The sequence below is a fragment of the Photobacterium phosphoreum genome, from assembly GCF_002954725.1.
Lineage (GTDB): Bacteria > Pseudomonadota > Gammaproteobacteria > Enterobacterales > Vibrionaceae > Photobacterium > Photobacterium phosphoreum.
In genome coordinates, this window is record NZ_MSCQ01000001.1 from 2,406,142 (window position 1) to 2,428,090 (window position 21,949).

Annotated in this window: 27 protein-coding genes; 12 read left to right on the forward strand and 15 right to left on the reverse strand. The window is 41.9% G+C overall.

What is annotated here, in order from left to right; genetic code table 11:
* A complete protein-coding gene (locus BTO21_RS10540) occupies window positions 1–543 on the forward strand; it encodes a BON domain-containing protein (RefSeq protein ID WP_045028119.1) in 543 nt (180 codons plus the stop codon).
* 71 nt (window positions 544–614) lie between these two features.
* On the opposite strand, the gene sspB is transcribed toward BTO21_RS10540, so the two are convergent.
* The 8 genes from sspB to zapE form a co-directional block, all read right to left on the reverse strand.
* On the reverse strand, window positions 615–1,121 hold the full coding sequence (gene sspB / locus BTO21_RS10545; protein ID WP_045028120.1) for a ClpXP protease specificity-enhancing factor: 507 nt from the start codon (window positions 1,119–1,121) through the stop codon (window positions 615–617).
* A 2-nt stretch (window positions 1,122–1,123) separates the two neighbouring features.
* Entirely contained in the window at window positions 1,124–1,762 is a 639-nt protein-coding gene (gene sspA, locus BTO21_RS10550) for a stringent starvation protein SspA (protein ID WP_045028122.1), read from the reverse strand.
* Between the two features lie 86 nt (window positions 1,763–1,848).
* Window positions 1,849–2,586 carry a cytochrome c1 gene (locus BTO21_RS10555; RefSeq protein ID WP_045028124.1) on the reverse strand — a complete coding sequence of 246 codons (738 nt, stop codon included), beginning with the start codon at window positions 2,584–2,586 and terminating at the stop codon, window positions 1,849–1,851.
* Window positions 2,583–3,848 carry a cytochrome b gene (locus tag BTO21_RS10560; RefSeq protein ID WP_045028125.1) on the reverse strand — a complete coding sequence of 422 codons (1,266 nt, stop codon included), beginning with the start codon at window positions 3,846–3,848 and terminating at the stop codon, window positions 2,583–2,585. Before BTO21_RS10560 ends, BTO21_RS10555 begins: the two co-directional genes overlap by 4 nt.
* Window positions 3,848–4,438 carry a ubiquinol-cytochrome c reductase iron-sulfur subunit gene (gene petA / locus BTO21_RS10565; RefSeq protein ID WP_105026793.1) on the reverse strand — a complete coding sequence of 197 codons (591 nt, stop codon included), beginning with the start codon at window positions 4,436–4,438 and terminating at the stop codon, window positions 3,848–3,850. The genes BTO21_RS10560 and petA overlap by 1 nt, the downstream gene beginning before the upstream one ends.
* A gap of 458 nt (window positions 4,439–4,896) precedes the next feature.
* Window positions 4,897–5,289 carry a 30S ribosomal protein S9 gene (rpsI, locus tag BTO21_RS10570; RefSeq protein WP_045030124.1) on the reverse strand — a complete coding sequence of 131 codons (393 nt, stop codon included), beginning with the start codon at window positions 5,287–5,289 and terminating at the stop codon, window positions 4,897–4,899.
* Between the two features lie 15 nt (window positions 5,290–5,304).
* Window positions 5,305–5,733, reverse strand: coding sequence for a 50S ribosomal protein L13 (gene rplM / locus BTO21_RS10575; protein ID WP_045030122.1), 429 nt, complete (start codon window positions 5,731–5,733; stop codon window positions 5,305–5,307).
* A 300-nt stretch (window positions 5,734–6,033) separates the two neighbouring features.
* The gene (gene zapE / locus BTO21_RS10580) at window positions 6,034–7,164 is read right to left on the reverse strand and encodes a cell division protein ZapE (protein ID WP_105026794.1); all 1,131 of its coding nucleotides are present in this window, start codon (window positions 7,162–7,164) and stop codon (window positions 6,034–6,036) included.
* A 185-nt stretch (window positions 7,165–7,349) separates the two neighbouring features.
* Here zapE and zapG point away from each other — a divergent pair, with 185 nt between their 5' ends.
* The 3 genes from zapG to degS all read left to right on the forward strand — a co-directional run bounded on the left by zapG (window position 7,350) and on the right by degS (window position 10,499).
* Entirely contained in the window at window positions 7,350–7,811 is a 462-nt protein-coding gene (gene zapG, locus BTO21_RS10585) for a Z-ring associated protein ZapG (RefSeq protein WP_065192184.1), read from the forward strand.
* A gap of 102 nt (window positions 7,812–7,913) precedes the next feature.
* A complete protein-coding gene (locus BTO21_RS10590; RefSeq protein WP_105026795.1) occupies window positions 7,914–9,284 on the forward strand; it encodes a Do family serine endopeptidase in 1,371 nt (456 codons plus the stop codon).
* A 138-nt stretch (window positions 9,285–9,422) separates the two neighbouring features.
* Complete coding sequence (gene degS, locus BTO21_RS10595; RefSeq protein ID WP_045030119.1) at window positions 9,423–10,499, forward strand: outer membrane-stress sensor serine endopeptidase DegS; 1,077 nt, start codon at window positions 9,423–9,425, stop codon at window positions 10,497–10,499.
* A 98-nt stretch (window positions 10,500–10,597) separates the two neighbouring features.
* On the opposite strand, the gene murA is transcribed toward degS, so the two are convergent.
* Genes murA through mlaF form a run of 7 tightly spaced genes read right to left on the reverse strand, consistent with a single transcriptional unit; the run spans window position 10,598 to window position 15,279 of the window.
* Window positions 10,598–11,857: a UDP-N-acetylglucosamine 1-carboxyvinyltransferase gene (murA, locus tag BTO21_RS10600; protein ID WP_045030131.1), complete on the reverse strand. Its 1,260-nt coding sequence runs from the start codon at window positions 11,855–11,857 to the stop codon at window positions 10,598–10,600.
* A gap of 11 nt (window positions 11,858–11,868) precedes the next feature.
* Window positions 11,869–12,123, reverse strand: a complete 255-nt coding sequence (gene ibaG, locus BTO21_RS10605) for a BolA family iron metabolism protein IbaG (protein WP_045030117.1) — start codon at window positions 12,121–12,123, stop codon at window positions 11,869–11,871.
* Window positions 12,124–12,142: 19 nt separating this feature from the next.
* Entirely contained in the window at window positions 12,143–12,454 is a 312-nt protein-coding gene (locus BTO21_RS10610; protein WP_045030115.1) for an STAS domain-containing protein, read from the reverse strand.
* Between the two features lie 2 nt (window positions 12,455–12,456).
* On the reverse strand, window positions 12,457–13,092 hold the full coding sequence (mlaC, locus tag BTO21_RS10615; RefSeq protein WP_045030113.1) for a phospholipid-binding protein MlaC: 636 nt from the start codon (window positions 13,090–13,092) through the stop codon (window positions 12,457–12,459).
* A gap of 14 nt (window positions 13,093–13,106) precedes the next feature.
* Entirely contained in the window at window positions 13,107–13,583 is a 477-nt protein-coding gene (mlaD, locus tag BTO21_RS10620) for an outer membrane lipid asymmetry maintenance protein MlaD (protein ID WP_045030111.1), read from the reverse strand.
* 52 nt (window positions 13,584–13,635) lie between these two features.
* Window positions 13,636–14,418 carry a lipid asymmetry maintenance ABC transporter permease subunit MlaE gene (gene mlaE / locus BTO21_RS10625; RefSeq protein WP_045030109.1) on the reverse strand — a complete coding sequence of 261 codons (783 nt, stop codon included), beginning with the start codon at window positions 14,416–14,418 and terminating at the stop codon, window positions 13,636–13,638.
* A gap of 60 nt (window positions 14,419–14,478) precedes the next feature.
* Window positions 14,479–15,279, reverse strand: a complete 801-nt coding sequence (gene mlaF, locus BTO21_RS10630) for a phospholipid ABC transporter ATP-binding protein MlaF (RefSeq protein WP_045030107.1) — start codon at window positions 15,277–15,279, stop codon at window positions 14,479–14,481.
* A 529-nt stretch (window positions 15,280–15,808) separates the two neighbouring features.
* Between mlaF and BTO21_RS10635 the strand changes: the two genes are divergently transcribed.
* The 8 genes from BTO21_RS10635 (at window position 15,809) to ptsN (ending at window position 21,929) form a co-directional block, all read left to right on the forward strand.
* A complete protein-coding gene (locus BTO21_RS10635) occupies window positions 15,809–16,768 on the forward strand; it encodes a calcium/sodium antiporter (protein ID WP_045030105.1) in 960 nt (319 codons plus the stop codon).
* A 16-nt stretch (window positions 16,769–16,784) separates the two neighbouring features.
* The gene (locus BTO21_RS10640; protein ID WP_045030103.1) at window positions 16,785–17,756 is read left to right on the forward strand and encodes a KpsF/GutQ family sugar-phosphate isomerase; all 972 of its coding nucleotides are present in this window, start codon (window positions 16,785–16,787) and stop codon (window positions 17,754–17,756) included.
* 67 nt (window positions 17,757–17,823) lie between these two features.
* Window positions 17,824–18,387: an LPS export ABC transporter periplasmic protein LptC gene (gene lptC, locus BTO21_RS10645; protein WP_045030101.1), complete on the forward strand. Its 564-nt coding sequence runs from the start codon at window positions 17,824–17,826 to the stop codon at window positions 18,385–18,387.
* Window positions 18,368–18,874, forward strand: coding sequence for a lipopolysaccharide transport periplasmic protein LptA (gene lptA, locus BTO21_RS10650; RefSeq protein WP_045030099.1), 507 nt, complete (start codon window positions 18,368–18,370; stop codon window positions 18,872–18,874). The genes lptC and lptA overlap by 20 nt, the downstream gene beginning before the upstream one ends.
* 9 nt (window positions 18,875–18,883) lie before the next feature.
* Window positions 18,884–19,609, forward strand: a complete 726-nt coding sequence (gene lptB, locus BTO21_RS10655; protein ID WP_036793152.1) for an LPS export ABC transporter ATP-binding protein — start codon at window positions 18,884–18,886, stop codon at window positions 19,607–19,609.
* Between the two features lie 105 nt (window positions 19,610–19,714).
* The gene (locus BTO21_RS10660; RefSeq protein WP_420874932.1) at window positions 19,715–21,157 is read left to right on the forward strand and encodes an RNA polymerase factor sigma-54; all 1,443 of its coding nucleotides are present in this window, start codon (window positions 19,715–19,717) and stop codon (window positions 21,155–21,157) included.
* A gap of 32 nt (window positions 21,158–21,189) precedes the next feature.
* Entirely contained in the window at window positions 21,190–21,477 is a 288-nt protein-coding gene (gene hpf / locus BTO21_RS10665; protein ID WP_045030093.1) for a ribosome hibernation promoting factor, read from the forward strand.
* A gap of 2 nt (window positions 21,478–21,479) precedes the next feature.
* A complete protein-coding gene (gene ptsN / locus BTO21_RS10670) occupies window positions 21,480–21,929 on the forward strand; it encodes a PTS IIA-like nitrogen regulatory protein PtsN (RefSeq protein WP_045030091.1) in 450 nt (149 codons plus the stop codon).
* Window positions 21,930–21,949 lie beyond the last annotated feature (20 nt).

The window sequence follows — 21,949 nt, forward strand, 5'->3', positions numbered from 1 at the left end:
ATGAAGTGGTTATTAGCGTTACTCGTTATATCGAGTTTATCACTGTCTGGCTGCTCTGTTTTTTCAACCCAAGATCCGCGTGACAATACTCAACATTGGCAAGATCAAAAAATAGAAATGGATATTGCGGGTATTGCCCATACGCGTAAATATACTAAAAAGTTGAGTATCGATAGTGTGGCATTAGACGGTAGGATATTACTAGTCGGCCAAGCAGCATCACCACAGCTAAAACAAGCATTTGTTAATCAAGTCCGCGGTATCACTGATGTCGATCATATTTATGATCAAATTCAAGTGCGACCGTTATTAGCGATGACGAGTATTAGTAACGATGCGTGGTTAACCACTAAAGTAAAATCGCAGCTGATTGCCAGTAAACAACTCACCAATGTGGTTATCAAAGTGATCACCGAAAATAAACGGGTATTTTTATTGGGTTATGTCGCACCAGAGCAAGCTGCAGTAGCAACGAATATTGCCCGTAATGTTTCAGGGGTTGAGCACGTTGTTACGCTGTTTGAAAAACCACAACGCTCTTAATCAATAGCGTTATTACCGCCATAAAAAAACGCAGCCACTGGCTGCGTTTTTATTTTAGCTGATTGCCAATGTTATTTGACAACGCGTAAGCTTGGACGACCACGTGGACGTGGTGGCTCATCATCAGGCTCATCACCTTCAGCCGCTTCAGTAACGACTGCAAATGGCGAAACTGCAGGAGACACAACATCATCACTGATATCGTCTTCTAACGCATGCTCATCATCATAGATAGCGGTTTCAGTATCATATGCGGCTTCTGGCTCGAACATCGTTCCTGCACCGTTTTCACGTGCATAAATAGCCAATACCGCATACATAGGTACGATAACTGAATGTGGACGACCACTAAAACGGGCACTAAAGCTGACTGCTTCATTGCTCAATTCAAGGTTACCCACTGCCATAGGCGCTGTGTTAAGAATGATTTGACCATCACTAACAAATTCCATAGGCACCTTTACACCAGGTAAAGTCGCATCAACGACTAAATGTGGCGTAAGGTCATTATCAACCAACCAATCATAAAACGCGCGCAACAAATAAGGGCGACGCGGCGTCATATTTTCCATATCCATAATTACTGGCCAGTTAAACGCATTTCACGTTCAGCTTCAGTTAAAGAAGCAAGGAATGAATCACGTTCAAATACACGTGTCATATATGCCTTCACTTCTTTAGCACCAGTACCACTTAGCTCAATACCCATTTCAGGTAAACGCCATAGCAGTGGAGCTAGGTAGCAATCAACTAGGCTAAATTCGTCACTCATAAAGAATGGGTATTCAGCAAATACAGGTGCCAGCGCTAATAGCTCTTCACGTAATTGCTTACGTGCTTTATCAGCTTCATCAGCAGTACCTGAGTTAATCTTGTCAGCCAGTGAGTACCAGTTACGCTCAACACGGTACATCATCAAACGACTATTACCACGGGCAACAGGATAAACAGGCATTAGAGGTGGGTGAGGGAAACGCTCATCCAAGTACTCCATAATAATGTTAGCTTGGTATAACGCTAATTCGCGATCAACCAATGTTGGAACTGAACTGTATGGGTTCAGTTCTAACAGATCTTCCGGCAGGTTCATTGGATCAACCAGCTCAATTTCAACACTAACGCCTTTTTCGGCTAGTACGATACGCACCTGATGGCTGTAGATGTCTGAAGCATCAGAATACAGAGTCATCACAGAGCGTTTATTGGCAGCAACAGCCATCAACCCCTCCAGTATATTTCAATACACAAAAAGCAATGGAGGCTCAAGCCCCCATTGCGAGATTCTTAACCCACTAGATTACCTTATCAGTGGACATCACGCCAATATTCTTTCTTCAACAACACTGTTAATACTAAGAATATGGCAATAAACCCCATTACCCACAATCCTAACCGTTGTCGTTCAAGCTTCATTGGCTCAGCGGAATAATCTAAAAAGTTAACGATGTCGCGCACAGCGTTATCATACTGCTGTGGGTTTAGCTCACCACTACCATCAGATTCAATGCCCATTAACACTTGAGTCGGACTGCCATCAATCATTTGAGTCTCGTAAATCTTACGAGGGACACCTTGAAGTTCTTCCAATACATGGGGCATACCAACACTTGGGAAAAGGGTGTTATTAACCCCAAATGGACGACTCGGATCAGCATAAAATGAACGTAAATAAGTATATAACCAATCGGTGCCACGCACTCGAGCAACCATCGTTAAATCAGGTGTAGGGGCACCAAATGACGTTGCAGCGTATTGTTCTGACATTGAATTTGTCATTAAGTCGCCAATTTTAGCATTTGGATCAAACATCAAATGCTGCTGCATGAGTTCTCGCGGAATACCTAAATCAGTCGCAACCCGTTCATAGCGCTGATATTGGGTTGAGTGGCAACCCGCACAATAATTAGCGAACAATTGGGCCCCCCGTTGTAAAGAGGCTTTATCTGTTAAATCATTATTAGCCGCTTGCAAACTTATATTTCCACCACCAGCAAATGCCAATGTCGGCAGCCAAATAAGCAGTGCTACAATCCATTGTTTCATTTGAAGTTCACCCTCTTCGGTAGCGGTTTAGTCGCTTCATTTTTACTGTAAAAAAACAACACAATAAAAAACATAAAATAGGTAAAACTAAATATTTGTGCCAGCACGGTAAACAAAGGGGTGACAGGCAACGATCCTAATATACCCAACGCGATAAAACTCACCGTAAATTGAGCCAGATTCACTAAATGCCACCGGCTACGATAACGGAACGAACGCACATTACAGCGATCAAACCACGGTAATAAGAATAAAAATACAATTGCAGCTCCCATTGCGGCAACCCCGAGCAATTTATCGGGTACCGCGCGCAAAATGGCATAAAAGGGGGTGAAGTACCAAACAGGGGCAATATGTTCAGGGGTTTTCATTGGATTAGCGGCTTCAAAGTTTGGCGCTTCTAAAAAATAACCGCCCATTTCAGGGGCAAAAAAGATCACATAACTGAAGAAAAGTGCAAATACTGCCACCCCAATTAGATCTTTAACCGTGCCATAAGGATGAAACGGGATCGAATCAATAATGTCGTATTTTTTGGTGTAATCTTCATGAAAAGTGAACTGGGTTTGATAGTCATCCCCTTTGCTGCCTTTTGGCAACTTGGTATCAATACCATCGGGATTATTTGACCCGACCTCATGCAGCGCCAACACATGTAATACCACTAATAATAATAATACTAACGGTAACGCTATTACGTGTAAGGCAAAGAAACGGTTTAAGGTTGCGCCAGAAATGACATAATCGCCACGGATCCATAACGTTAGATCATCACCGATCACTGGGATCGCACCAAATAAGGAAATGATAACCTGTGCGCCCCAATAAGACATTTGTCCCCACGGTAACAAATACCCCATAAAGGCTTCAGCCATCAATATCAAAAAGATCAGCATCCCAAATAACCACAGCAACTCACGCGGTTTTTGATAAGAGCCATAGATTAGGCCACGGAACATGTGTAAATATATCACCACAAAAAATGCTGATGCGCCGGTCGAATGCATATACCGCAATAACCATCCATACTCAACATCTCGCATGATGTATTCGATTGAAGCAAACGCACCATCGGCTGATGGCACATAATTCATGGTTAACCAAATTCCTGTCAGAATCTGATTCACCAGTACTAACATCGCTAACGAACCAAATACATACCAAAAATTAAAGTTCTTAGGCATTGGGTATTGGGACAAATGCTTACGGTATGCATTTGTTACTGGTAGACGTTTATCTACCCAATCAAGTAAACCGGCCATTATACCGTCTCCTTATCAAGCCCAACCAAAATGGTGTCATCGTCTAAGAATTGATGCGGTGGAACCACCAAATTAAGCGGTGCGGGGACGCCTGCAAACACTCGCCCAGCCATATCAAAGGTTGAACCGTGACATGGACAAAAAAAGCCAGCGGCAACACCACTGACTTGATCACTAAAACTATTGGGTAAATACGTTGGCGAGCAGCCTAGATGAGTACAAATACCCACAGCTAAAAAAATTTCAGGCTTTAATGAACGATGTAAATTTTGCGCATAAGCCGGTTGTTGCGGTTCTTCAGAGGCGGGATCACGAAGTTGATCATCGTGAGTGACAAGTTGCTGTAATACTGCTTTACTGCGACGAACAATCCATACCGGTTTACCTCGCCATTCAACGCGGATCATCTGTCCGTCAGCGAGTTTACTGATATTAACTTCAACGGGCGCCCCCGCAGCTTTCGCTTTCTCGCTCGGATTCCAATATTTAATAAACGGCACTGCAATTGCCATCGCCCCTATACCACCGACGATTGAAGTTGTTGCCGTTAGAAAGCGACGTCTTCCATTACTTATTCGCACATTGCTCATCCCTTTTCTCCGATAGCTCCTGCTTGGATTTTTATTGTTATATATCCCTAGCGCTTAGATGCAAACTTACCTAAACATGCTGCAGCAACAATATTGCTACAGTTTTAAATTATCGCCAACATTTAAAGAATAAGTAAAGGTCAATACATTCACAAGTTAACACCATTGTTTAGTCGCAAATATTGGAGATGTGTTATTTTTCGTTATTATGCATTGAAGTTTATAGAAAAACAGGTGCGAGGTGCGAGGTGCGAGGTGCGAGGTGCGAGGTGCGAGGTGCGAGGTGCGAGGTGCGAGGTGCGAGGTGCGAGGTGCGAGGTGCGAGGTGCGAGGTGCGAAAATATTCTATTGAGGATAATAAACAATACTTTCATAGAAAATAATCAAAAAAAAGCCCAACCCGAGGGCTGAGCTTTTCTGTACACAGTATCCAGATATAAAAATCTGGAAGCGTAAAATTAACGCTTAGAGAACTGTGGTTTCTTACGTGCTTTACGTAGACCAACTTTCTTACGCTCAACGCAACGAGCGTCGCGAGTAACGTAGCCAGCTGCACGTAGAGCAGGACGTAGAGTTTCATCGTATTCCATAAGAGCACGAGTGATACCGTGACGGATAGCACCAGATTGACCAGTAATACCACCACCTTTAACAGTGATGTATAGGTCAAAATTCTCAGTCATACCAACAAGCTCAAGAGGCTGAAGAACTACCATGCGCGCTGTTGGGCGGCTGAAGTACTCTTCGATGCTACGCTTGTTGATTACGATGTTACCAGTACCCGGTTTGATGAAAACGCGAGCTGCTGAGCTTTTACGGCGACCAGTGCCGTAGTATTGATTCTCTGCCATTGTCATAATTCCCAATTAGATGTCTAGTACTTTAGGCTGTTGTGCAGCATGGTTGTGCTCAGTACCCGCGTAAACTTTAAGCTTACGGAACATAGCACGGCCTAGAGGACCTTTTGGAAGCATGCCTTTAACAGCAGTTTCAATAACCATTTCTGGTTTCTTAGCAATTAGCTTATCAAAGCTGATTGACTTAAGGCCGCCGATGAAGCCAGTGTGGTGATGGTACATTTTATCTGTACGCTTCTTACCAGTTACTGCTACTTTCTCAGCATTGATAACTACAATGTAGTCACCAGTGTCAACGTGTGGAGTGTACTCCGGCTTATGCTTGCCACGTAGACGAGAAGCGATTTCAGTTGAAAGACGACCTAGAGTTTTACCTTCAGCGTCAACAACATACCAGTCACGTTTTACAGTTTCTGGTTTAGCAACGAAAGTTTTCATGCTAATTAATACCCATTATTTAAATAGTTTCACTTACTAGAACCATCGAATGATGATTCCTCTGTTAAGAGCCCAGTCATCACCCCTTCGAGTGGGTGGTACTCCTGGCTTTCGCCATACAGGTACGGTGGGTCGCAAGATTATAGAGAAGGGTGCGGAAAAAATCACCTTTTTTCCCAAAATAAATGGTTTTTTTTCATATCAACGGCCATTAATTGCTAATTAGGCCAATAAATCACAACTTAAAGTGTGCTAATCATACTAAAAATGCTGATCTTCCTAATCACTCAACAGCTGTAATTAATCAATTAAATGGGGTTTTGCTAAATATTGCTCACTTTGCATTTCAATTAAGCGCGAACAACAGCGCTCAAATTCAAATAATAACCGTCCTTTGATATAAAGCTCAGTTACAGGTGCTGCGGCAGAGATAATTAAAGTGACATTACGCTCATAAAATTCATCTACCATCGCAATAAAGCGGCGCGCGGCATCTTGATGTTGCTCTTCCATCACCATCACATCAGCCACGAGTACAGTATGATAGAGCTGTGCAATTTCAATATAGTCATTTTGACTACGTGCTGTTTGACATAGCTGCTGAAAACTAAACTGTATCACTCCCCTCGCTTCACGTTGAGCGGTGACTGGACGGCGATTGATCATAATATCTTTAGTGGCATAACGAGGTTCAAAAGTCAGCTGCTCAAAATAACGGGCTAAATTATCATCCGCTTGCTGACCTAAAGGTGAATAATAGATTTTAGCTTGTGCCAATGCTCGTAGCCGGTAATCAATCCCAGCATCCACATTAACCACCTGACAATATTGTTCAATCAGCGCAATAGCAGGTAAGAAACGTGCACGTTGCAAACCATTTCGATATAAACCACTCGGGGCGATATTCGATGTTGCTACCAAAGTAATACCACGCTTAAACAGGGCATCAAGCAAGGTTGCTAAAATCATCGCATCGGTAATATCACTAACAAAAAACTCATCGAAACAAATAATATCAGTTTGTTGTTTAAAATTATCCGCTACATGCTCTAACGGATCTTCAACGCCATCAAGCTGTTGCAACTGTTGATGAACCCGATGCATAAAACGATGAAAATGTATCCGCATTTTCCTCTCAATCGGCAAACAGTCATAAAATGTATCAACTAAATAGGTTTTCCCACGTCCAACACCCCCCCAAAAATAGAGTCCGGTAACTGGCACGATATCTGCTTGAACATCGTCGGTAAGCAATAATGCTTTTGTTGCTGTCCATAATCGATGCCATCCAGTCGTGGCAGGTAGTGGGGCTATTGGCGTTATCAATCGATGGTATAAATCATCTAAATGAGCAACCGCTTGAGCTTGAGCAGGATCTGAAAAAAAATCAATACGTTGCAGATCGGTATTATATTTATCTAACGGTGTCATTTGCAGTCATCCTTTTTCATCTTACTGCCATAGAATTAGAGCATAAATAGTCACAATATATGATTGAATCAGTTTCCAGTGCAACCCACTCAAGGTATAGTAATAATGTTATTACCTATTAATAAGCAGCACGCTGACTAGCAATACACGTATTAACACTAAAATCACAAGGAATTATCATGGCTATGAGTTGGATTATTGCAATTTCTATATTTATTGCTGGGATCTTTATTGGTTACATCGTCAGTCGCTTAACCAATAAAACCCAAAATCAGCAAATCTCATTAAAAAAAGATCTCGATAAATCAAAATACGAGCTGGAACAATATCGCCAAGAATTAGTCGACCATTTTGCTCGCAGCGCTGAATTATTAGATAACATTTCAAAAGATTACAGTAAGCTCTATGAACACATGGCAAAGACATCGGCAGAACTGATGCCTAATTTACCGACCCAAGATAACCCGTTCGCACAACGAATAACCACCTTAGAACAGGTAAAGAATAACGAACCAATTGAAGACGAAGTCATGGATCATCAACCTCGAGACTACGCCAATGGCGCGACAGGGCTATTTAGTGATAAAGCCGCCACCGTTCGCGACACTGAAATTGTAATGCCAGAGCCGCAAGTTAAAGCAAGCTAACGTTTAATCTCAATTCTAAGACTTCTACTGAAAAATACCGTGGTGGGGAACTTAATTCCGGTTAACAAGTCATACTTTAACTTGTTAACTCGGAGTTAAATTATGCTTAAGAAAAACCTTTTTGTTATTAGTGCATTAGCTTTAACTGTCAGTACTCTTATATCGCCTATCACGGCTAATGCCGCATTACCTATTGCGGTAAATAATCAATCTATTCCCAGCCTTGCTCCTATGCTTGAACATGTAACACCTGCAGTTGTTAGCATTGCTATTGAAGGGAAACAGATTTCAAAGCAACGGCTCCCCGAAGCTTATCAATTTTTCTTTGGTCCGAACTTTCCAAGCGAACAAGTGCAAGAGCGTCCTTTTCGAGGTTTAGGCTCTGGGGTTATTATTGATGCTGACAAAGGCTATATTGTAACCAATCAGCATGTGATCAATAACGCTGATAAAATTATGGTTCAGCTTTATGATGGTCACGAAGTCACTGCGAAGCTAATTGGTAGTGATAAATCATCTGATATAGCTTTACTACAAATCAATACCCCACAAAAATTAACCGCGATTAAATTAGCCAACTCCGACAAGTTACGAGTCGGTGATTTTGCGATTGCGATTGGTAACCCTTTTGGTCTCGGACAAACCGTGACTTCAGGTATTGTATCGGCTTTAGGCCGTAGTGGTTTAAATCTTGAAAATATTGAAAATTTCATTCAAACCGACGCTGCCATTAATAGTGGTAATTCAGGTGGCGCACTGATTAACCTCAATGGTGAGCTGATCGGTATTAATACCGCGATCCTAGCACCAGATAGGGGTAACGTCGGAATTGGCTTTGCTATTCCATCTAATATGGTTAATAACCTTGCGGCACAAATTATTAAATTTGGTCATGTCCAACGGGGAACATTAGGCATACAAGGGCGTGAACTGACTGCAGAATTAGCGAAAACATTTGGTTATGACACTAATCAAGGCGCGTTTGTAAACCAAGTCATGCCAAATTCAGCCGCCCAAAAAGCGGGGCTAAAAGCAGGCGACATCATTACCACCGTAAATGGCAGCCCTATTCGTTCATTCAGTGAATTACGCGCTAAAGTAGCAACCTTGGGAGCAGGGAAAACTTTAACCCTACAAGCAATGCGTAATGGTAAATTACAACAATTTACCGTTACTCTTGGTGCTAGTAGCGATAATAGCGTCCAAGCTGATGATCTTCACTCTAGCTTAATGGGTGCCAAACTCACTAATACTATGTTTAATGGTAAAGCTCATGGCGTTAAAGTTAGCCAACTTATGAAAGGATCACTCGCGGCACGTTCTGGATTACTTAAGGGTGATATTATTATTGGTCTTAATCGCACCACAATTAATAATCTGGGTCAACTGCGTAAAGCGCTGGAACATCCACCCAAAGTCATCGCGCTTGAAATTCAACGTGGCAATAATGTGTTGTATATCATTATTCGCTAGCCATAACCGAACCAATAATAGCAGCACTGATAAGGTTGCTTTAATCTAACTACGACAATCACGCCAAAAGTTGGTCTCACTCCTGATGGGTGCTATTCTGTTAGCACCTTTTTATTACCCATTTTATAAGGACAGTTAATGCTGGCATTTCTTGGCCGTTCAATTCTTCTCGGCCTTATCACCGCTATTGTTGTGCTAATTGCCGTTCCTGATTTACGCCCAACGACGCCAGTGTCCTTATCATTACCCGATAGCGGTCCAACCCCGCTTTCTTTTAATTATGCCGTTCGCCGTGCATCGCCAGCAGTCGTGAATATTTATAACCGCCGTTATGACAACAGTAATAGCGAAGAACGTGAGTTACGTACTCAAGGGTTAGGATCCGGCGTTATCATGAGTGATAAAGGCTATATCGTCACTAACTACCATGTGGTTGCTCATGCTGATCAAATCATTGTAGCCCTTCAAGATGGTCGCGTACTCAATGCGCAATTGATCGGTTTAGATCAATTAACCGATCTCGCAGTATTGAAAATCAATGCCGATAACTTACCCGTAATCCCTGTGAATCCACAATATAAAGCTGCGGTGGGTGATGTGGTACTGGCGATAGGCAACCCTTATAATCTCGGTCAAACCACGACTTTTGGCATCATCTCGGCAACAGGACGATCGGGGATGAGTTTTTATGGTCCGCAAGATTTCCTTCAAACAGATGCTGCAATTAATAAAGGCAATTCTGGTGGTGCATTAGTCAATACGCGTGGTGAATTAGTCGGGATAAATACCGCTTCTTTCCAGCAAGCAACCAATATTGAAACCTATGGCATTTCATTTGCGATCCCCTATCAGCTAACAATTAAAATCATGCAAAAACTGATTTCTGATGGGCGGGTTATTCGAGGTTGGATAGGTATTCAAGGCCGTGAAATCAATCCTTTAATGGCGCGACTTTATGATGTCGCCAAGGTCAATGGTATCATCGTTGATGGTATGGATCCGACCGGCCCCGCATCAAAAGCCGGATTTAAGAAAAATGATATTGTGATTGAAATTGCCGGTAAAGAAGTCAGTAATGTTCAAAGTGTGCGAGATATAGTGACCGATATTCGCCCTGGCACCCATATTCAAGTCAAGATTTTACGTGATGGTAAACCAATGATGATTCCAGTGACAGTTGCTAATCGGCCACCCATGACGAATCCACCGAAATAGGCACCTATCACGGTAACGATTAACAAAAAATCATAGCAAACCAGCAATAAAAAAGCCTCGCACAGTGCGAGGCTTTTTTTGCTTGAAACTATTACAGCTTACTCAGAGATACGCTCGATGTTCATTCCTAGCGCACTGAATTTTTGCTCAATAAATTCGTAACCGCGATCGATATGGTAAATACGATCGACAATGGTTTCGCCTTTCGCAATGCTGCCTGCAATCACTAAGCTAGCTGATGCACGTAGATCCGTCGCCATTACTTGTGCGCCACTTAAACCATCGGTATCACCACAAATCACAGTATTACCTTCGATTTCAGCGTGGGCACCCATACGGATCAATTCAGGAATATGCATAAAACGGTTTTCAAAAATCGTTTCAGTAATAATACCTGTGCCTTTCGCGATTAAGTTCAATAGCGAAAATTGTGCTTGCATGTCGGTTGGAAAACCTGGATGCGGCGCAGTACGAATATTCACGGCTTTAAGCTCACGATCGGTCATATCAAGACTGATCCAATCAGATCCTGTTTCAACCAATGCGCCCGCTTCTTCTAGCTTAGCAAGTACAGCTTCAAGTAGTTCAGGCTTAGTATTGCGACATACGATCTTACCGCCAGAAACTGCAGCTGCCACTAAGAACGTACCGGTTTCAATACGGTCAGCAACCACTTCATGGTTACCACCAGCAAGACGTTCAACACCTTCAATCGTGATGGTTGCCGTGCCTGCGCCAGTGATTTTAGCGCCAATCGCATTTAAGAATGCGGCAGTATCTTCAATCTCTGGTTCACGAGCAGCATTTTCAATGACGGTTGTGCCTTCAGCAAGTGTTGCTGCAGACATAATAGTAACGGTTGCGCCAACACTGACTTTATCCATTACGATATGTGCGCCTTTAAGACGACCATCGACAGAGGCTTTAACATAACCTTCATCTAAGGTGATCGTTGCGCCAAGCTGCTCAAGACCCACAATGTGTAAATCAACCGGACGTGCACCAATTGCACAACCACCGGGTAATGACACTTGACCTTGACCAAAACGTGCCACTAATGGACCTAATGCCCAAATAGATGCACGCATGGTTTTTACAAGATCATACGGTGCACAAAACTCATTCACATCACTAGCATCAATGTGTACAGATGAACCATTACGAGACACTTTCACGCCTAAACGTGATAGTAATTCCATAGTGGTATCAATATCACGTAACTGAGGCACATTGGCAATTTCTACCGGACCTTCAGCAAGTAACGCTGCAAATAAAATCGGTAGTGCTGCATTCTTAGCACCAGAAATAGCCACTTCACCACTTAATGGGCCACTGCCCTGAATACGAAACTTTTGCATCATTTAGCTCTCTATAACGACATTAATTTTTTATCACGCGCCCATTCTTCAGGCGTATATGTTTTAATACTTAACGCGTGAATGTCGTTTGCTGCAATACGATCCATTAATGGACCATAAATTGTTTGTTGTTTTTTAACACGGCTCATGCCGTCAAATAATGTACCCACTGCGATCACTTGATAGTGGCTACCTTCACCTTTTACGATGATTTCATCAACGTCTAAAGCGCTTTCTAGAATTTGTTTAATTTCAGAGATTTCCACAAGCTATCCTCTCTACAGCTTACTCCATGCAAGCTGCTAACATTGGTTCGATATGGCTTAAGCGAAACAGCGTCTTAAGCTGCTTAGGGACATTGTGTAATATCACACGGCTCCCCGTTTGCTTAAGGTACTGGCATAAATGCAGCAACATTACCATGCCTGCAGAGTCTACTCGAGACAAGTCAGCAAGATCGAGTGTTAACTGCTTATTATGTGGCATCCATTGTTTTTTTTGGCGCCAAAAATCAGGCACTGTGTCACGATCTAACGACCCTGACAAGCGGTATTGCCCTTCCGCAATCATCTGCCAACTTATCTTATCCACAGCCATGGTTAGTTGGTCTCTATTTGAATCGGTTTTGCCGCCAAATCACGTAAACTTTGTGTTACCGCATCAATACCTTTGGTACGTAGCTGACCACTCCATTCACTTTGTTTAGTTGAAAGCATACTGACACCTTCAGCTACCATGTCAAATCCCTGCCATTCTTTGGTTTTTTTATTTAAACGTAATTTAAAATCAAGACGAATTGGCGGGCGTTGCGGATCAACAATATCCACTCGAACCGAAATTATACTGCGATCAGCAGGAACAGCTTTTGGTGACTCTAATTCGATTTTTTGACCTGTGTATTGCGTTAATACTTGTGCATACGATGCCACTAAATAATCCGTAAATGCCGCTGTAAATGCATCACGTTGCGCTGCAGTTGTATTACGTAAATTAGATCCTAAAACTTTGTAAGCGGCATAACGAGCATTAATATAAGGCAATAACTCTTGCTTAACGATCACTCTTAGCTCTTCGGGGTTAGCTTTAATTTTTGCTTGTTCCGCTTTTAACGTACCAAACAAATGCGCAGATACTTTATCCATCATTTTATAAGGGTTAGTTTGATCGACTGTCGTTGCTTGAGCCAACATTGGTACGGCCAATAAACACAGCATTAAGCCTCGTATAAATTTCATGGTGGTTCTCCTCATTATTTCTTATCGCCGCCAAGGCTATACAGCACTTGACCAATCATATCTTCTAATACTAACGCAGATTTAGTGTCTTCAATTAAATCCCCGTTATGTAGCATCTCGGTATCAGTATCAATAAATCCCGGACGAATACCTAAGTACTGCTCACCCAATAACCCTGATGTTAAAATCGAGGCTGAGCTGGTTTCTGGGAAATAACCATACTTTTTATTAATCTCTACAGTAACAATCGGTACATACGTTTGTTTATCTAACGTAATAGACGTTACCTCACCGACAGTAACACCACCGACTTTAACCGGTGAACGTACTTTTAAACCGCCAATATTGTCAAAATGTGCTTTAAGAGTATAGGTTTCAGTACTGCCAAAACTTTGTATGTTAGCCACTTTAAACGCTAACACTAAGAAGGCACAAATGCCGGCTAGCACAAACACACCAACCCACAATTCTAATCGTTTATTTTGTTGCATTGTCTTTATCCATGTAATTTATGCCGTCGTATGCATGCGGCTAAGTGAATGTTTAGCTACCAAACATTAATGCTGTTAACACAAAATCAAGTCCGAGTACCGCCAATGATGAATTAACAACAGTACGGGTTGTCGCACGGCTGATACCTTCTGAAGTTGGTACGGCATCATAACCATTAAAGACGGCGATCCAAGTAATCACAATCGCAAACACTACCGACTTAATAATGCTATTACCAATATCAGTACTAAAATCAACTGATGATTGCATTACCGACCAGAAACTACCGTAATCAATTCCTTTCCAATCAACACCGACTAATTGTGCGCCCCAAAGTCCCACTAAAGAAAACATTAACGCTAACAATGGCATCGAAATTACCCCCGCCCAAAATCGTGGGGCAATCACGCGACGTAGTGGATCAACCGCCATCATTTCCATGCTAGATAATTGTTCGGTGGTTTTCATTAATCCTATTTCAGCGGTTAACGCTGAGCCAGCACGCCCGGCAAACAATAATGCAGTAACCACAGGCCCCAATTCACGCAATAATGATAATGCCACCATTTGTCCAAGACTGGTTTCAGCGCCATATCCGGCTAAGACCAAATAGCCTTGAAGGCTTAACACCATGCCGATAAATAATCCCGATACCAAAATAATCGCCATTGATAACACCCCAACTGAATACAGTTGTTTGATCAATAATGGCAACATTTTTCTCGGTTGCGGCTTACACACTAACGCCCCATATAACATCAAACTAGCGCGACCACTGGCCTGACATTTTTCGATGGTCGCTCGTCCCAATCGGGAAATAGCATCAATTATCATTTTTTGCTCATATTCTCTGTTGTCATACACTGATGCCATCACAGCAATCAATGCTACACATTAACCAAACAAATCATCATTTAATGGTTGTGCTGGAAATTGAAACGGTACCGGACCATCCGCATCACCATCTAAAAATTGGCGAACTTGAGGATTGGTATCTGCCCATAATTGTTCTGGCGTACCACTACCAATGATTTTAGCACCAGAGAGAATATAGACATGGTCGGCAATACTCATCACCTCAGGTACATCGTGCGATACAATCACAGAAGTAATATTTAATGCTTGGTTAAGATCGCGGATTAATTTGACTAACACCCCCATGGTGATTGGATCTTGACCCACAAAGGGCTCATCGTACATCATCAAATCAGGATCAAGAGCAATCGCACGCGCCAAGGCTGCTCGACGCGCCATACCACCGGACAATTCATTGGGCATCAATTGTGCCGCCCCACGTAAACCGACGGCTTCTAACTTCAATAGCACTAAAGTACGCAGTAAATCTTCAGGTAATTGAGTATGTTCTCGTAATGGAAAAGCCACATTATCGAACACCGTCATATCGGTAAATAATGCCCCTGATTGAAACAACATGCTCATCCGCTTACGCGCTTGATAAAGTTCATGCCGACGCAAGGTGGGAATATTCCATTGATCAAACCAGACCTCACCACTATCGGGTGCTATCTGACCGCCAATTAAACGTAATAAGGTGGTTTTGCCGATCCCTGACGGCCCCATAATAGCGGTGATTTTTCCACGAGGAATATCAAGGCTAATATCATCAAAAATAGGCCGTTCACTACGAGAAAAGCTCATATTTTTAATCGAAACAAGTACATCGTCATTGAGCATTATGTTTACGTTACCTCTAGCTAACTAGCTTGCGTAAGCGATGAATATTGATGTTATTTGACACCATAGCGCGTCATGCCTCTTGATAATAAATAACTTAAAAACAATCAGTAGACATTATAGAAATAGAGCGCCGATGATAGGAGGAATTAGCTATCAACTCAACCTAAGCGCAGTATTATCACGCTTTAATGGTGGATTTTTATTAAAAATAATACATTTCCCCTAAAAGCTGCACTAACGGCACTATTTTAGTATTAAACAAATCAAAGTAATTCTAACGCCAACACAATAAAACATCGTTTTAATCGTGTAAATAGCCAACGCCTGATTTCAAGTACCGATCTGTTCTGATTCAGCGGTGGTTAATCAACTTCGTTACAATAAAACCGCCTCAAGATAATAATTAGTCTTGGCTTATGCTTCCCTTTTGCATGAGTTAACGTCAAAATTAGCAACTCAAATTGGAAATTTTTCATCAATTGACTAAAAATCGCTTTTTTGCGAGTCGTACTGAAAAGGAATTAACATGCTAGAAGCCATTGTGTTGCTCTGTGTCGGGTTATCTTTACTGGTTTGGAGTGCCGATAGATTGGTATATGGTGCGGCAGCATTAGCGAAAAACTTTGGTGTTGCACCATTGGTTATCGGTATGACTATTCTCGCAATGGGCTCATCCGCACCAGAAATGATGGTTTCAGCCACAGCAGCATTAGCCGATAAAACCGATACAGCCGTCGGTAACGTACTTGGTTCAAACATTGCCAATATTGCATTGATTTTAGGCATTACAGCAATAATCAAACCACTGTGCATTAGTTCGACCATCATTCGACGTGAATTACCCATCATGCTTGGTGTTACGGTTATCGCCGGAGCCGTTCTATGGGATAATTATTTAAGCCGACATGAAGGTATTATCTTAGCGGTATTATTTGGTATTTTCTTAATCGTAATGCTAAAAATTAGCCGTGACAGTAAAACTGATCCCTTAATTGAAGAACAACAAGCAGAAATCCCAACGGGCGTGACTAATACCAAGGCGATTATTTGGGTATTGATCGGATTAGGTCTGCTTTTATATTCTTCTGACATGGTAGTAGGATCAGCAGTGACTATCGCTAAATACTACGGTATGAGTGATTTAGTGATTGGTTTAACCATTATTGCGGTCGGCACTAGCTTGCCAGAACTCGCAGCATCCATCGCCAGTGTCTTTAAAGGCGAAGATGATATGGCGGTCGGTAATATTATCGGTTCTAATATCTTTAATATTTTAGCAGTAATGGGCATACCTGGATTATTGAATCCATCCGCATTAAGTCCACTGGCAATGAGCCGTGACTTTTATGTTATGTTGGCAATTTCAATCCTGCTACTGGTAATGGCTCTCGGTAAACGCCGCCAAATTAACCGTATTGAAGGTGGAATATTAGTCATTTGCTTTATTGCTTATCAAGCTTTCTTATTTCTTAATGTTGCCGCATAAAAAGGAGTACTCTCTGATGTCTGGTCAATTTGATTTTTGTAGTCATGGTAAAAAAGTACTCGATACTGAATTACAAGCGCTTGAAAAAATTCGTCATTATATTGATAACAGCTTTACCCTTGCGTGTGAGTTAATCTTACATTGCCAAGGTAAAGTGATCGTCATGGGAATGGGAAAATCAGGTCACATTGGCCGCAAAATAGCAGCAACATTGGCCAGCACAGGAACCCCTGCTTTTTTTGTTCACCCTGGAGAAGCTAGCCATGGCGATCTTGGTATGATCAAAAAAAGTGATGTCGTGATTGCGATATCAAACTCAGGTGAAGCCACTGAAATTCTCGCGTTATTGCCAGTAATTAAACGCCTTGGCATTGCGATGATCAGCATGACAGGTAAACCTGAATCAAGCATGGCAAAAATGGCGCAAGTACATCTTCAAGTCACCGTTGATAAAGAAGCTTGCCCATTAAATCTTGCGCCAACATCGAGTACTACCGCCACGCTTGTTATGGGTGATGCGGTTGCGATTGCAGTGATGGAAGCACGCGGTTTTACCGCTGATGATTTTGCACTTTCTCATCCAGGAGGCGCATTAGGTCGCAAGTTATTACTTCGCATTGCTGATGTAATGCATAGTGGTGAGTTGCTGCCTATGATTGAAGAACACGCAAGTATCAAAGATGCACTGTTAGAAATATCACACAAAGGCCTAGGAATGACGGCAATTGTTGATCATAACCAACAATTACGTGGTATTTTTACAGATGGTGATTTACGGCGCTTACTGGATAATCATATTGATATTCACAACACTAGCATTGGCGAAGTCATGTCAAGTAACCCACAAACTATTTCACCCCAACTATTAGCCGCAGAAGGGCTAAAATTAATGGAAGATAACAAAATTAATGGCTTATTGGTGACCGAAAACAACCAATTGGTCGGAGCGCTAAATATGCATGATTTGCTTAAAGCCGGAGTCATGTAACGCTATTATATACCGTATATCTATCTGGAAAATATCGGAAAAACCCAGACAATAAAGGCTTAAGTCTATGACTTTTAAAAAGCTATTCTATGTACTAGTAGTGATTATATGTGCATGGCTCAGCTACTATCTACTTGAACAACATTGGCGACAAGATGTCCAAGTAACACCTAATGATGAAAAACCGATGTTTATTGGTAATAACGTCAGTAACACCAGTTTTGATTTGAAAGGCACCCGTCAATATCAACTTGATGCTGACCACCTTGAACACTTCAATGTCAGTGGTCTCACAACATTTACTAAACCGGTGCTATGGGTATTTAAACAAGGTCAGAATGCAGAATGGCGAATCAGCGCTAACAGTGCCAAATTAGAGCAAGATAAAATCTTACACCTTCAAGGTAATGTGCGTATTTTCAACCTGTTACCTGATTCTGATATTCAGGTTATTAAAACAAATAATCTGCGCTTAAATTTGGTGAATAAGAATTTTGATACCGATGATCATGTCACTATCAATGGCCCTGCTTTTCAAAATCAAGGCGATGGCATGAAAGGCAATATGTCCCGTAATGTGGCAACTCTATTAAAAAATGTAAAAGGTAGATATGAACCGACTAAAAATTAGTACTCTACTATGCTTGTTGTGTATCAGTGCACCAACATGGGCAATGAACAGTGACACCAAGCAACCTATTTATATTAATTCAGACAGTCAACAAGTTGATATGCCGAATAATATTGTTACTTTCATCGGTAATGTTACGTTGCGCCAAGGTACGATTGATATTCGCGCCAATAAAGTTGTCGTTACTCGACCAAACGCTAAGTCTCAGCAACAAACCATCATGGCCTATGGCAAACCCGCGACATTCCATCAAATAATGGAAAATGGTAAACCACTCGATGGTAATGCGCTTAAAATGCGTTATGAAACGTCGACTGAACGCTTAAAAATGACAGGTAAAGCAGAACTGAATCAAGACGGTAGCAACATCAAAGGTAATATTATTACCTACGATATTCGCGACCAACGTCTCGTGGCAGAAAGCGGCAATAAAGAGCGTGTCACCACTGTGATACTACCAAGTCAATTAAACAATAATAAGAAATAAACAGTATTTATGGCTATTCTAAAAGCTGAACACCTTGCAAAAAGTTACAACGGACGCAAAGTCGTTTCCGATGTCAGCCTTGAGGTCGAATCAGGAAAAATTGTTGGTTTACTTGGTCCTAATGGTGCGGGTAAAACCACCTCGTTTTATATGATCGTGGGTTTAGTTAGCCGCGATGAAGGCACAATTACCATTGATGGTGAAGATATTAGCTTGCAGCCCATGCATAATCGTTCTCGAATGGGTATTGGCTATTTACCACAAGAAGCCTCAATTTTTCGTCGTCTAACGGTTTATGACAACTTAATGGCGGTACTAGAAACACGTAAAGAGCTCACCAAAGAAGGTCGTCAAGACAAAGCAGAAGAGTTATTGGATGAGTTTAATATTCAACACATTAGGGATAGCTTAGGGCAAGCATTATCAGGTGGTGAGCGACGTCGAGTTGAAATTGCGCGCGCCTTGGCGGCCAATCCTAAATTTATTTTGCTTGATGAACCGTTTGCAGGTGTTGACCCTATTTCAGTTATCGATATCAAAAAGATCATTAAACATTTACGAGATCGAGGGTTAGGGGTATTAATTACTGACCATAACGTCCGTGAAACACTGGATGTCTGTGAGCATGCTTATATTGTAAGCCAAGGCCATCTGATTGCTAACGGTACTCCAGATCATGTTCTCAACCATGAACATGTTAAGCGAGTTTATCTAGGTGATCAGTTCCGTCTCTAGCATTCACCATTGGCTATTGATTACAGATAATAACAACAATAACAATAAGGTGTATCAACGTTAATGAAAACTTCGCTCCAACTTAAGCTCGGTCAACAGTTAGCAATGACGCCTCAGCTACAACAAGCTATTCGCTTGTTGCAGCTATCTACATTGGAACTCCAACAAGAGATCCAAGAAGCGCTTGATGGTAACCCTCTCCTAGAGCTTGATGAAACACTCGATGCAGATGAAGTAAGCACTAACAATGAAATCTCAACCGCAGAAACTACCACTAACGACACTAGCGAGAACCTCGACGACATTGAGAGCTTTGATACTGTAGAAGCACTTGAGACGCGTGAACTACCCACCGAACTTCCCGTTGATAGCACTTGGGATGATGTTTACAGTGCCGGAACAGGCAGTGCGGGGATTGCTATTGATGATGACATGCCTGTCTATCAAGGTGAAACCACCGAGTCATTACAAGATTACTTGATGTGGCAAGTGCACCTGACCCCATTTAGTGAAACAGATTTAGCCATTGCAATAGCTATTATTGATGCTGTTAATGAAAAAGGCTATCTCAGTTGTACTACCACCGAAATTCTAGAAAACTTCGAAGATGAAGAACTGGAAGTGGAACTTGATGAAGTAGAGGCGGTACTAAAACGGGTGCAACAATTTGACCCATTAGGGGTTGCTTCTCGTGACCTAAAAGAATGTTTATTACTCCAGCTAGCGACTTATCCAGAACAAACCCAATGGCTTACCGAAGCAAAAACCCTGTTACGCGAACACATTAATTTATTAGGCAATCGTGATTACCGCCAATTAATGCGCGAAACCAAACTCAAAGAGCCGGAACTTAAAGCGGTCATGGATTTGATTCACAGTTTAAATCCTCGACCCGGTAACTATGTTGTATCCACCGAAACCGAATACGTTATCCCTGATGTCTCGGTGTTTAAAGATAACGGTAAATGGGTCGTTAACATCAATCCTGACAGTATTCCACGCATCAAAGTTAATCAGCAGTACGCCGCATTAAGTAACAATTCTCGCAATAGTGCTGATGGTCAGTTTATTCGCACTCACCTACAAGATGCCAAATGGCTGATTAAAAGCCTTGAAAGCCGCAATGAAACCTTGCTGAAGGTTGCTCGCTGTATTGTCGAACAACAGCAAGATTTTTTTGAATTTGGCGAAGAAGCCATGAAGCCGATGGTTCTTAACGACATCGCGCTCGCGGTTGAGATGCACGAATCCACCATATCCCGAGTCACTACCCAAAAATATATGCATACACCTCGGGGTATTTTTGAATTGAAATACTTCTTCTCAAGTCATGTCAGTACGGATAATGGCGGTGAATGTTCATCGACAGCTATTCGCGCACTGGTGAAGAAACTTGTTGCTGCTGAAAATCAGGCTAAACCCCTGAGCGACAGCAAAATTGCGACTTTATTGGCAGAACAAGGGATCATGGTTGCGCGACGAACTATCGCTAAATACCGTGAATCTTTAGGAATTCCGCCATCAAATCAGCGAAAATGTCTGATCTAACTCGGATCAGCGCCAACAAAAGGAAGATGTCTATGCAAATCAATATTACCGGACACCATGTTGATGTAACCGATTCTTTACGTGAGTATGTGAGTACCAAATTTGACAAATTAGAGCGTTTCTTCGACAAAATTAATAACGTTCAAGTGATCTTAAATGTCGAAAAGCTCCAACAAATTGCCGAAGCAACACTGCATATTAATTCAGGAGAAATCCACGCTAAGGCTGATTCTGAAAATATGTATGCCGCGATTGACGAATTGACTGATAAACTGGTCCGTCAATTAAATAAACATAAAGATAAACTCAATAGTCACTAATCATGCAACTGAGTAACGTATTGAGCTTGGACTGTACTAAAAGTGCAGTCCCTTGCTCCAGCAAAAAACGCGCGCTAGAGCTCATCAGTGAGATCGCCGCAACACATCTTGATCAAAATCCGCAGCCATTATTTGAATGTATGCTCAATCGTGAAAAATTGGGTACCACAGGTATTGGTAACGGCATTGCGATCCCTCACGGCCGAATCAGTAACAGTGATCACGCGATTGCTGTGCTTATTCAATGCCAACAACCGATCGATTTTGACGCTATAGATGGTCAACCTATTGACCTGTTATTTGCGCTTCTGGTACCAGAAGAGCAATGTAAAGAGCATTTATCGACCCTTGCTAGCATGGCTGAAAAATTGGGCAATAAGAAAATTTGCAAGCAATTACGCAATGCAAAAACAGATCAAGAATTATATAACATACTGATTGATGAAGAATAAATCAGTGCCTTCTCACTACA

Excerpts from the sequence above, each read along its gene's own strand:
- lptC (WP_045030101.1), top strand. The coding sequence starts at position 17,824 with ATGACTTTTAAAAAGCTATTCTATGTACTAGTAGTGATTATATGTGCA.
- hpf (WP_045030093.1), top strand. The coding sequence starts at position 21,190 with ATGCAAATCAATATTACCGGACACCATGTTGATGTAACCGATTCTTTA.
- murA (WP_045030131.1), bottom strand. The coding sequence starts at position 11,857 with ATGCAAAAGTTTCGTATTCAGGGCAGTGGCCCATTAAGTGGTGAAGTG.
- sspA (WP_045028122.1), bottom strand. The coding sequence starts at position 1,762 with ATGGCTGTTGCTGCCAATAAACGCTCTGTGATGACTCTGTATTCTGAT.
- BTO21_RS10590 (WP_105026795.1), top strand. The coding sequence starts at position 7,914 with ATGCTTAAGAAAAACCTTTTTGTTATTAGTGCATTAGCTTTAACTGTC.
- petA (WP_105026793.1), bottom strand. The coding sequence starts at position 4,438 with ATGAGCAATGTGCGAATAAGTAATGGAAGACGTCGCTTTCTAACGGCA.
- mlaF (WP_045030107.1), bottom strand. The coding sequence starts at position 15,279 with ATGCTCAATGACGATGTACTTGTTTCGATTAAAAATATGAGCTTTTCT.
- BTO21_RS10610 (WP_045030115.1), bottom strand. The coding sequence starts at position 12,454 with ATGGCTGTGGATAAGATAAGTTGGCAGATGATTGCGGAAGGGCAATAC.
- lptA (WP_045030099.1), top strand. The coding sequence starts at position 18,368 with ATGAACCGACTAAAAATTAGTACTCTACTATGCTTGTTGTGTATCAGT.
- degS (WP_045030119.1), top strand. The coding sequence starts at position 9,423 with ATGCTGGCATTTCTTGGCCGTTCAATTCTTCTCGGCCTTATCACCGCT.
- rplM (WP_045030122.1), bottom strand. The coding sequence starts at position 5,733 with ATGAAAACTTTCGTTGCTAAACCAGAAACTGTAAAACGTGACTGGTAT.
- zapG (WP_065192184.1), top strand. The coding sequence starts at position 7,350 with ATGAGTTGGATTATTGCAATTTCTATATTTATTGCTGGGATCTTTATT.
- BTO21_RS10635 (WP_045030105.1), top strand. The coding sequence starts at position 15,809 with ATGCTAGAAGCCATTGTGTTGCTCTGTGTCGGGTTATCTTTACTGGTT.
- mlaE (WP_045030109.1), bottom strand. The coding sequence starts at position 14,418 with ATGATAATTGATGCTATTTCCCGATTGGGACGAGCGACCATCGAAAAA.
- ptsN (WP_045030091.1), top strand. The coding sequence starts at position 21,480 with ATGCAACTGAGTAACGTATTGAGCTTGGACTGTACTAAAAGTGCAGTC.
- zapE (WP_105026794.1), bottom strand. The coding sequence starts at position 7,164 with ATGACACCGTTAGATAAATATAATACCGATCTGCAACGTATTGATTTT.
- BTO21_RS10560 (WP_045028125.1), bottom strand. The coding sequence starts at position 3,848 with ATGGCCGGTTTACTTGATTGGGTAGATAAACGTCTACCAGTAACAAAT.
- BTO21_RS10555 (WP_045028124.1), bottom strand. The coding sequence starts at position 2,586 with ATGAAACAATGGATTGTAGCACTGCTTATTTGGCTGCCGACATTGGCA.
- mlaC (WP_045030113.1), bottom strand. The coding sequence starts at position 13,092 with ATGAAATTTATACGAGGCTTAATGCTGTGTTTATTGGCCGTACCAATG.
- rpsI (WP_045030124.1), bottom strand. The coding sequence starts at position 5,289 with ATGGCAGAGAATCAATACTACGGCACTGGTCGCCGTAAAAGCTCAGCA.
- BTO21_RS10540 (WP_045028119.1), top strand. The coding sequence starts at position 1 with ATGAAGTGGTTATTAGCGTTACTCGTTATATCGAGTTTATCACTGTCT.
- BTO21_RS10640 (WP_045030103.1), top strand. The coding sequence starts at position 16,785 with ATGTCTGGTCAATTTGATTTTTGTAGTCATGGTAAAAAAGTACTCGAT.
- BTO21_RS10660 (WP_420874932.1), top strand. The coding sequence starts at position 19,715 with ATGACGCCTCAGCTACAACAAGCTATTCGCTTGTTGCAGCTATCTACA.
- mlaD (WP_045030111.1), bottom strand. The coding sequence starts at position 13,583 with ATGCAACAAAATAAACGATTAGAATTGTGGGTTGGTGTGTTTGTGCTA.
- sspB (WP_045028120.1), bottom strand. The coding sequence starts at position 1,121 with ATGGATATGGAAAATATGACGCCGCGTCGCCCTTATTTGTTGCGCGCG.
- lptB (WP_036793152.1), top strand. The coding sequence starts at position 18,884 with ATGGCTATTCTAAAAGCTGAACACCTTGCAAAAAGTTACAACGGACGC.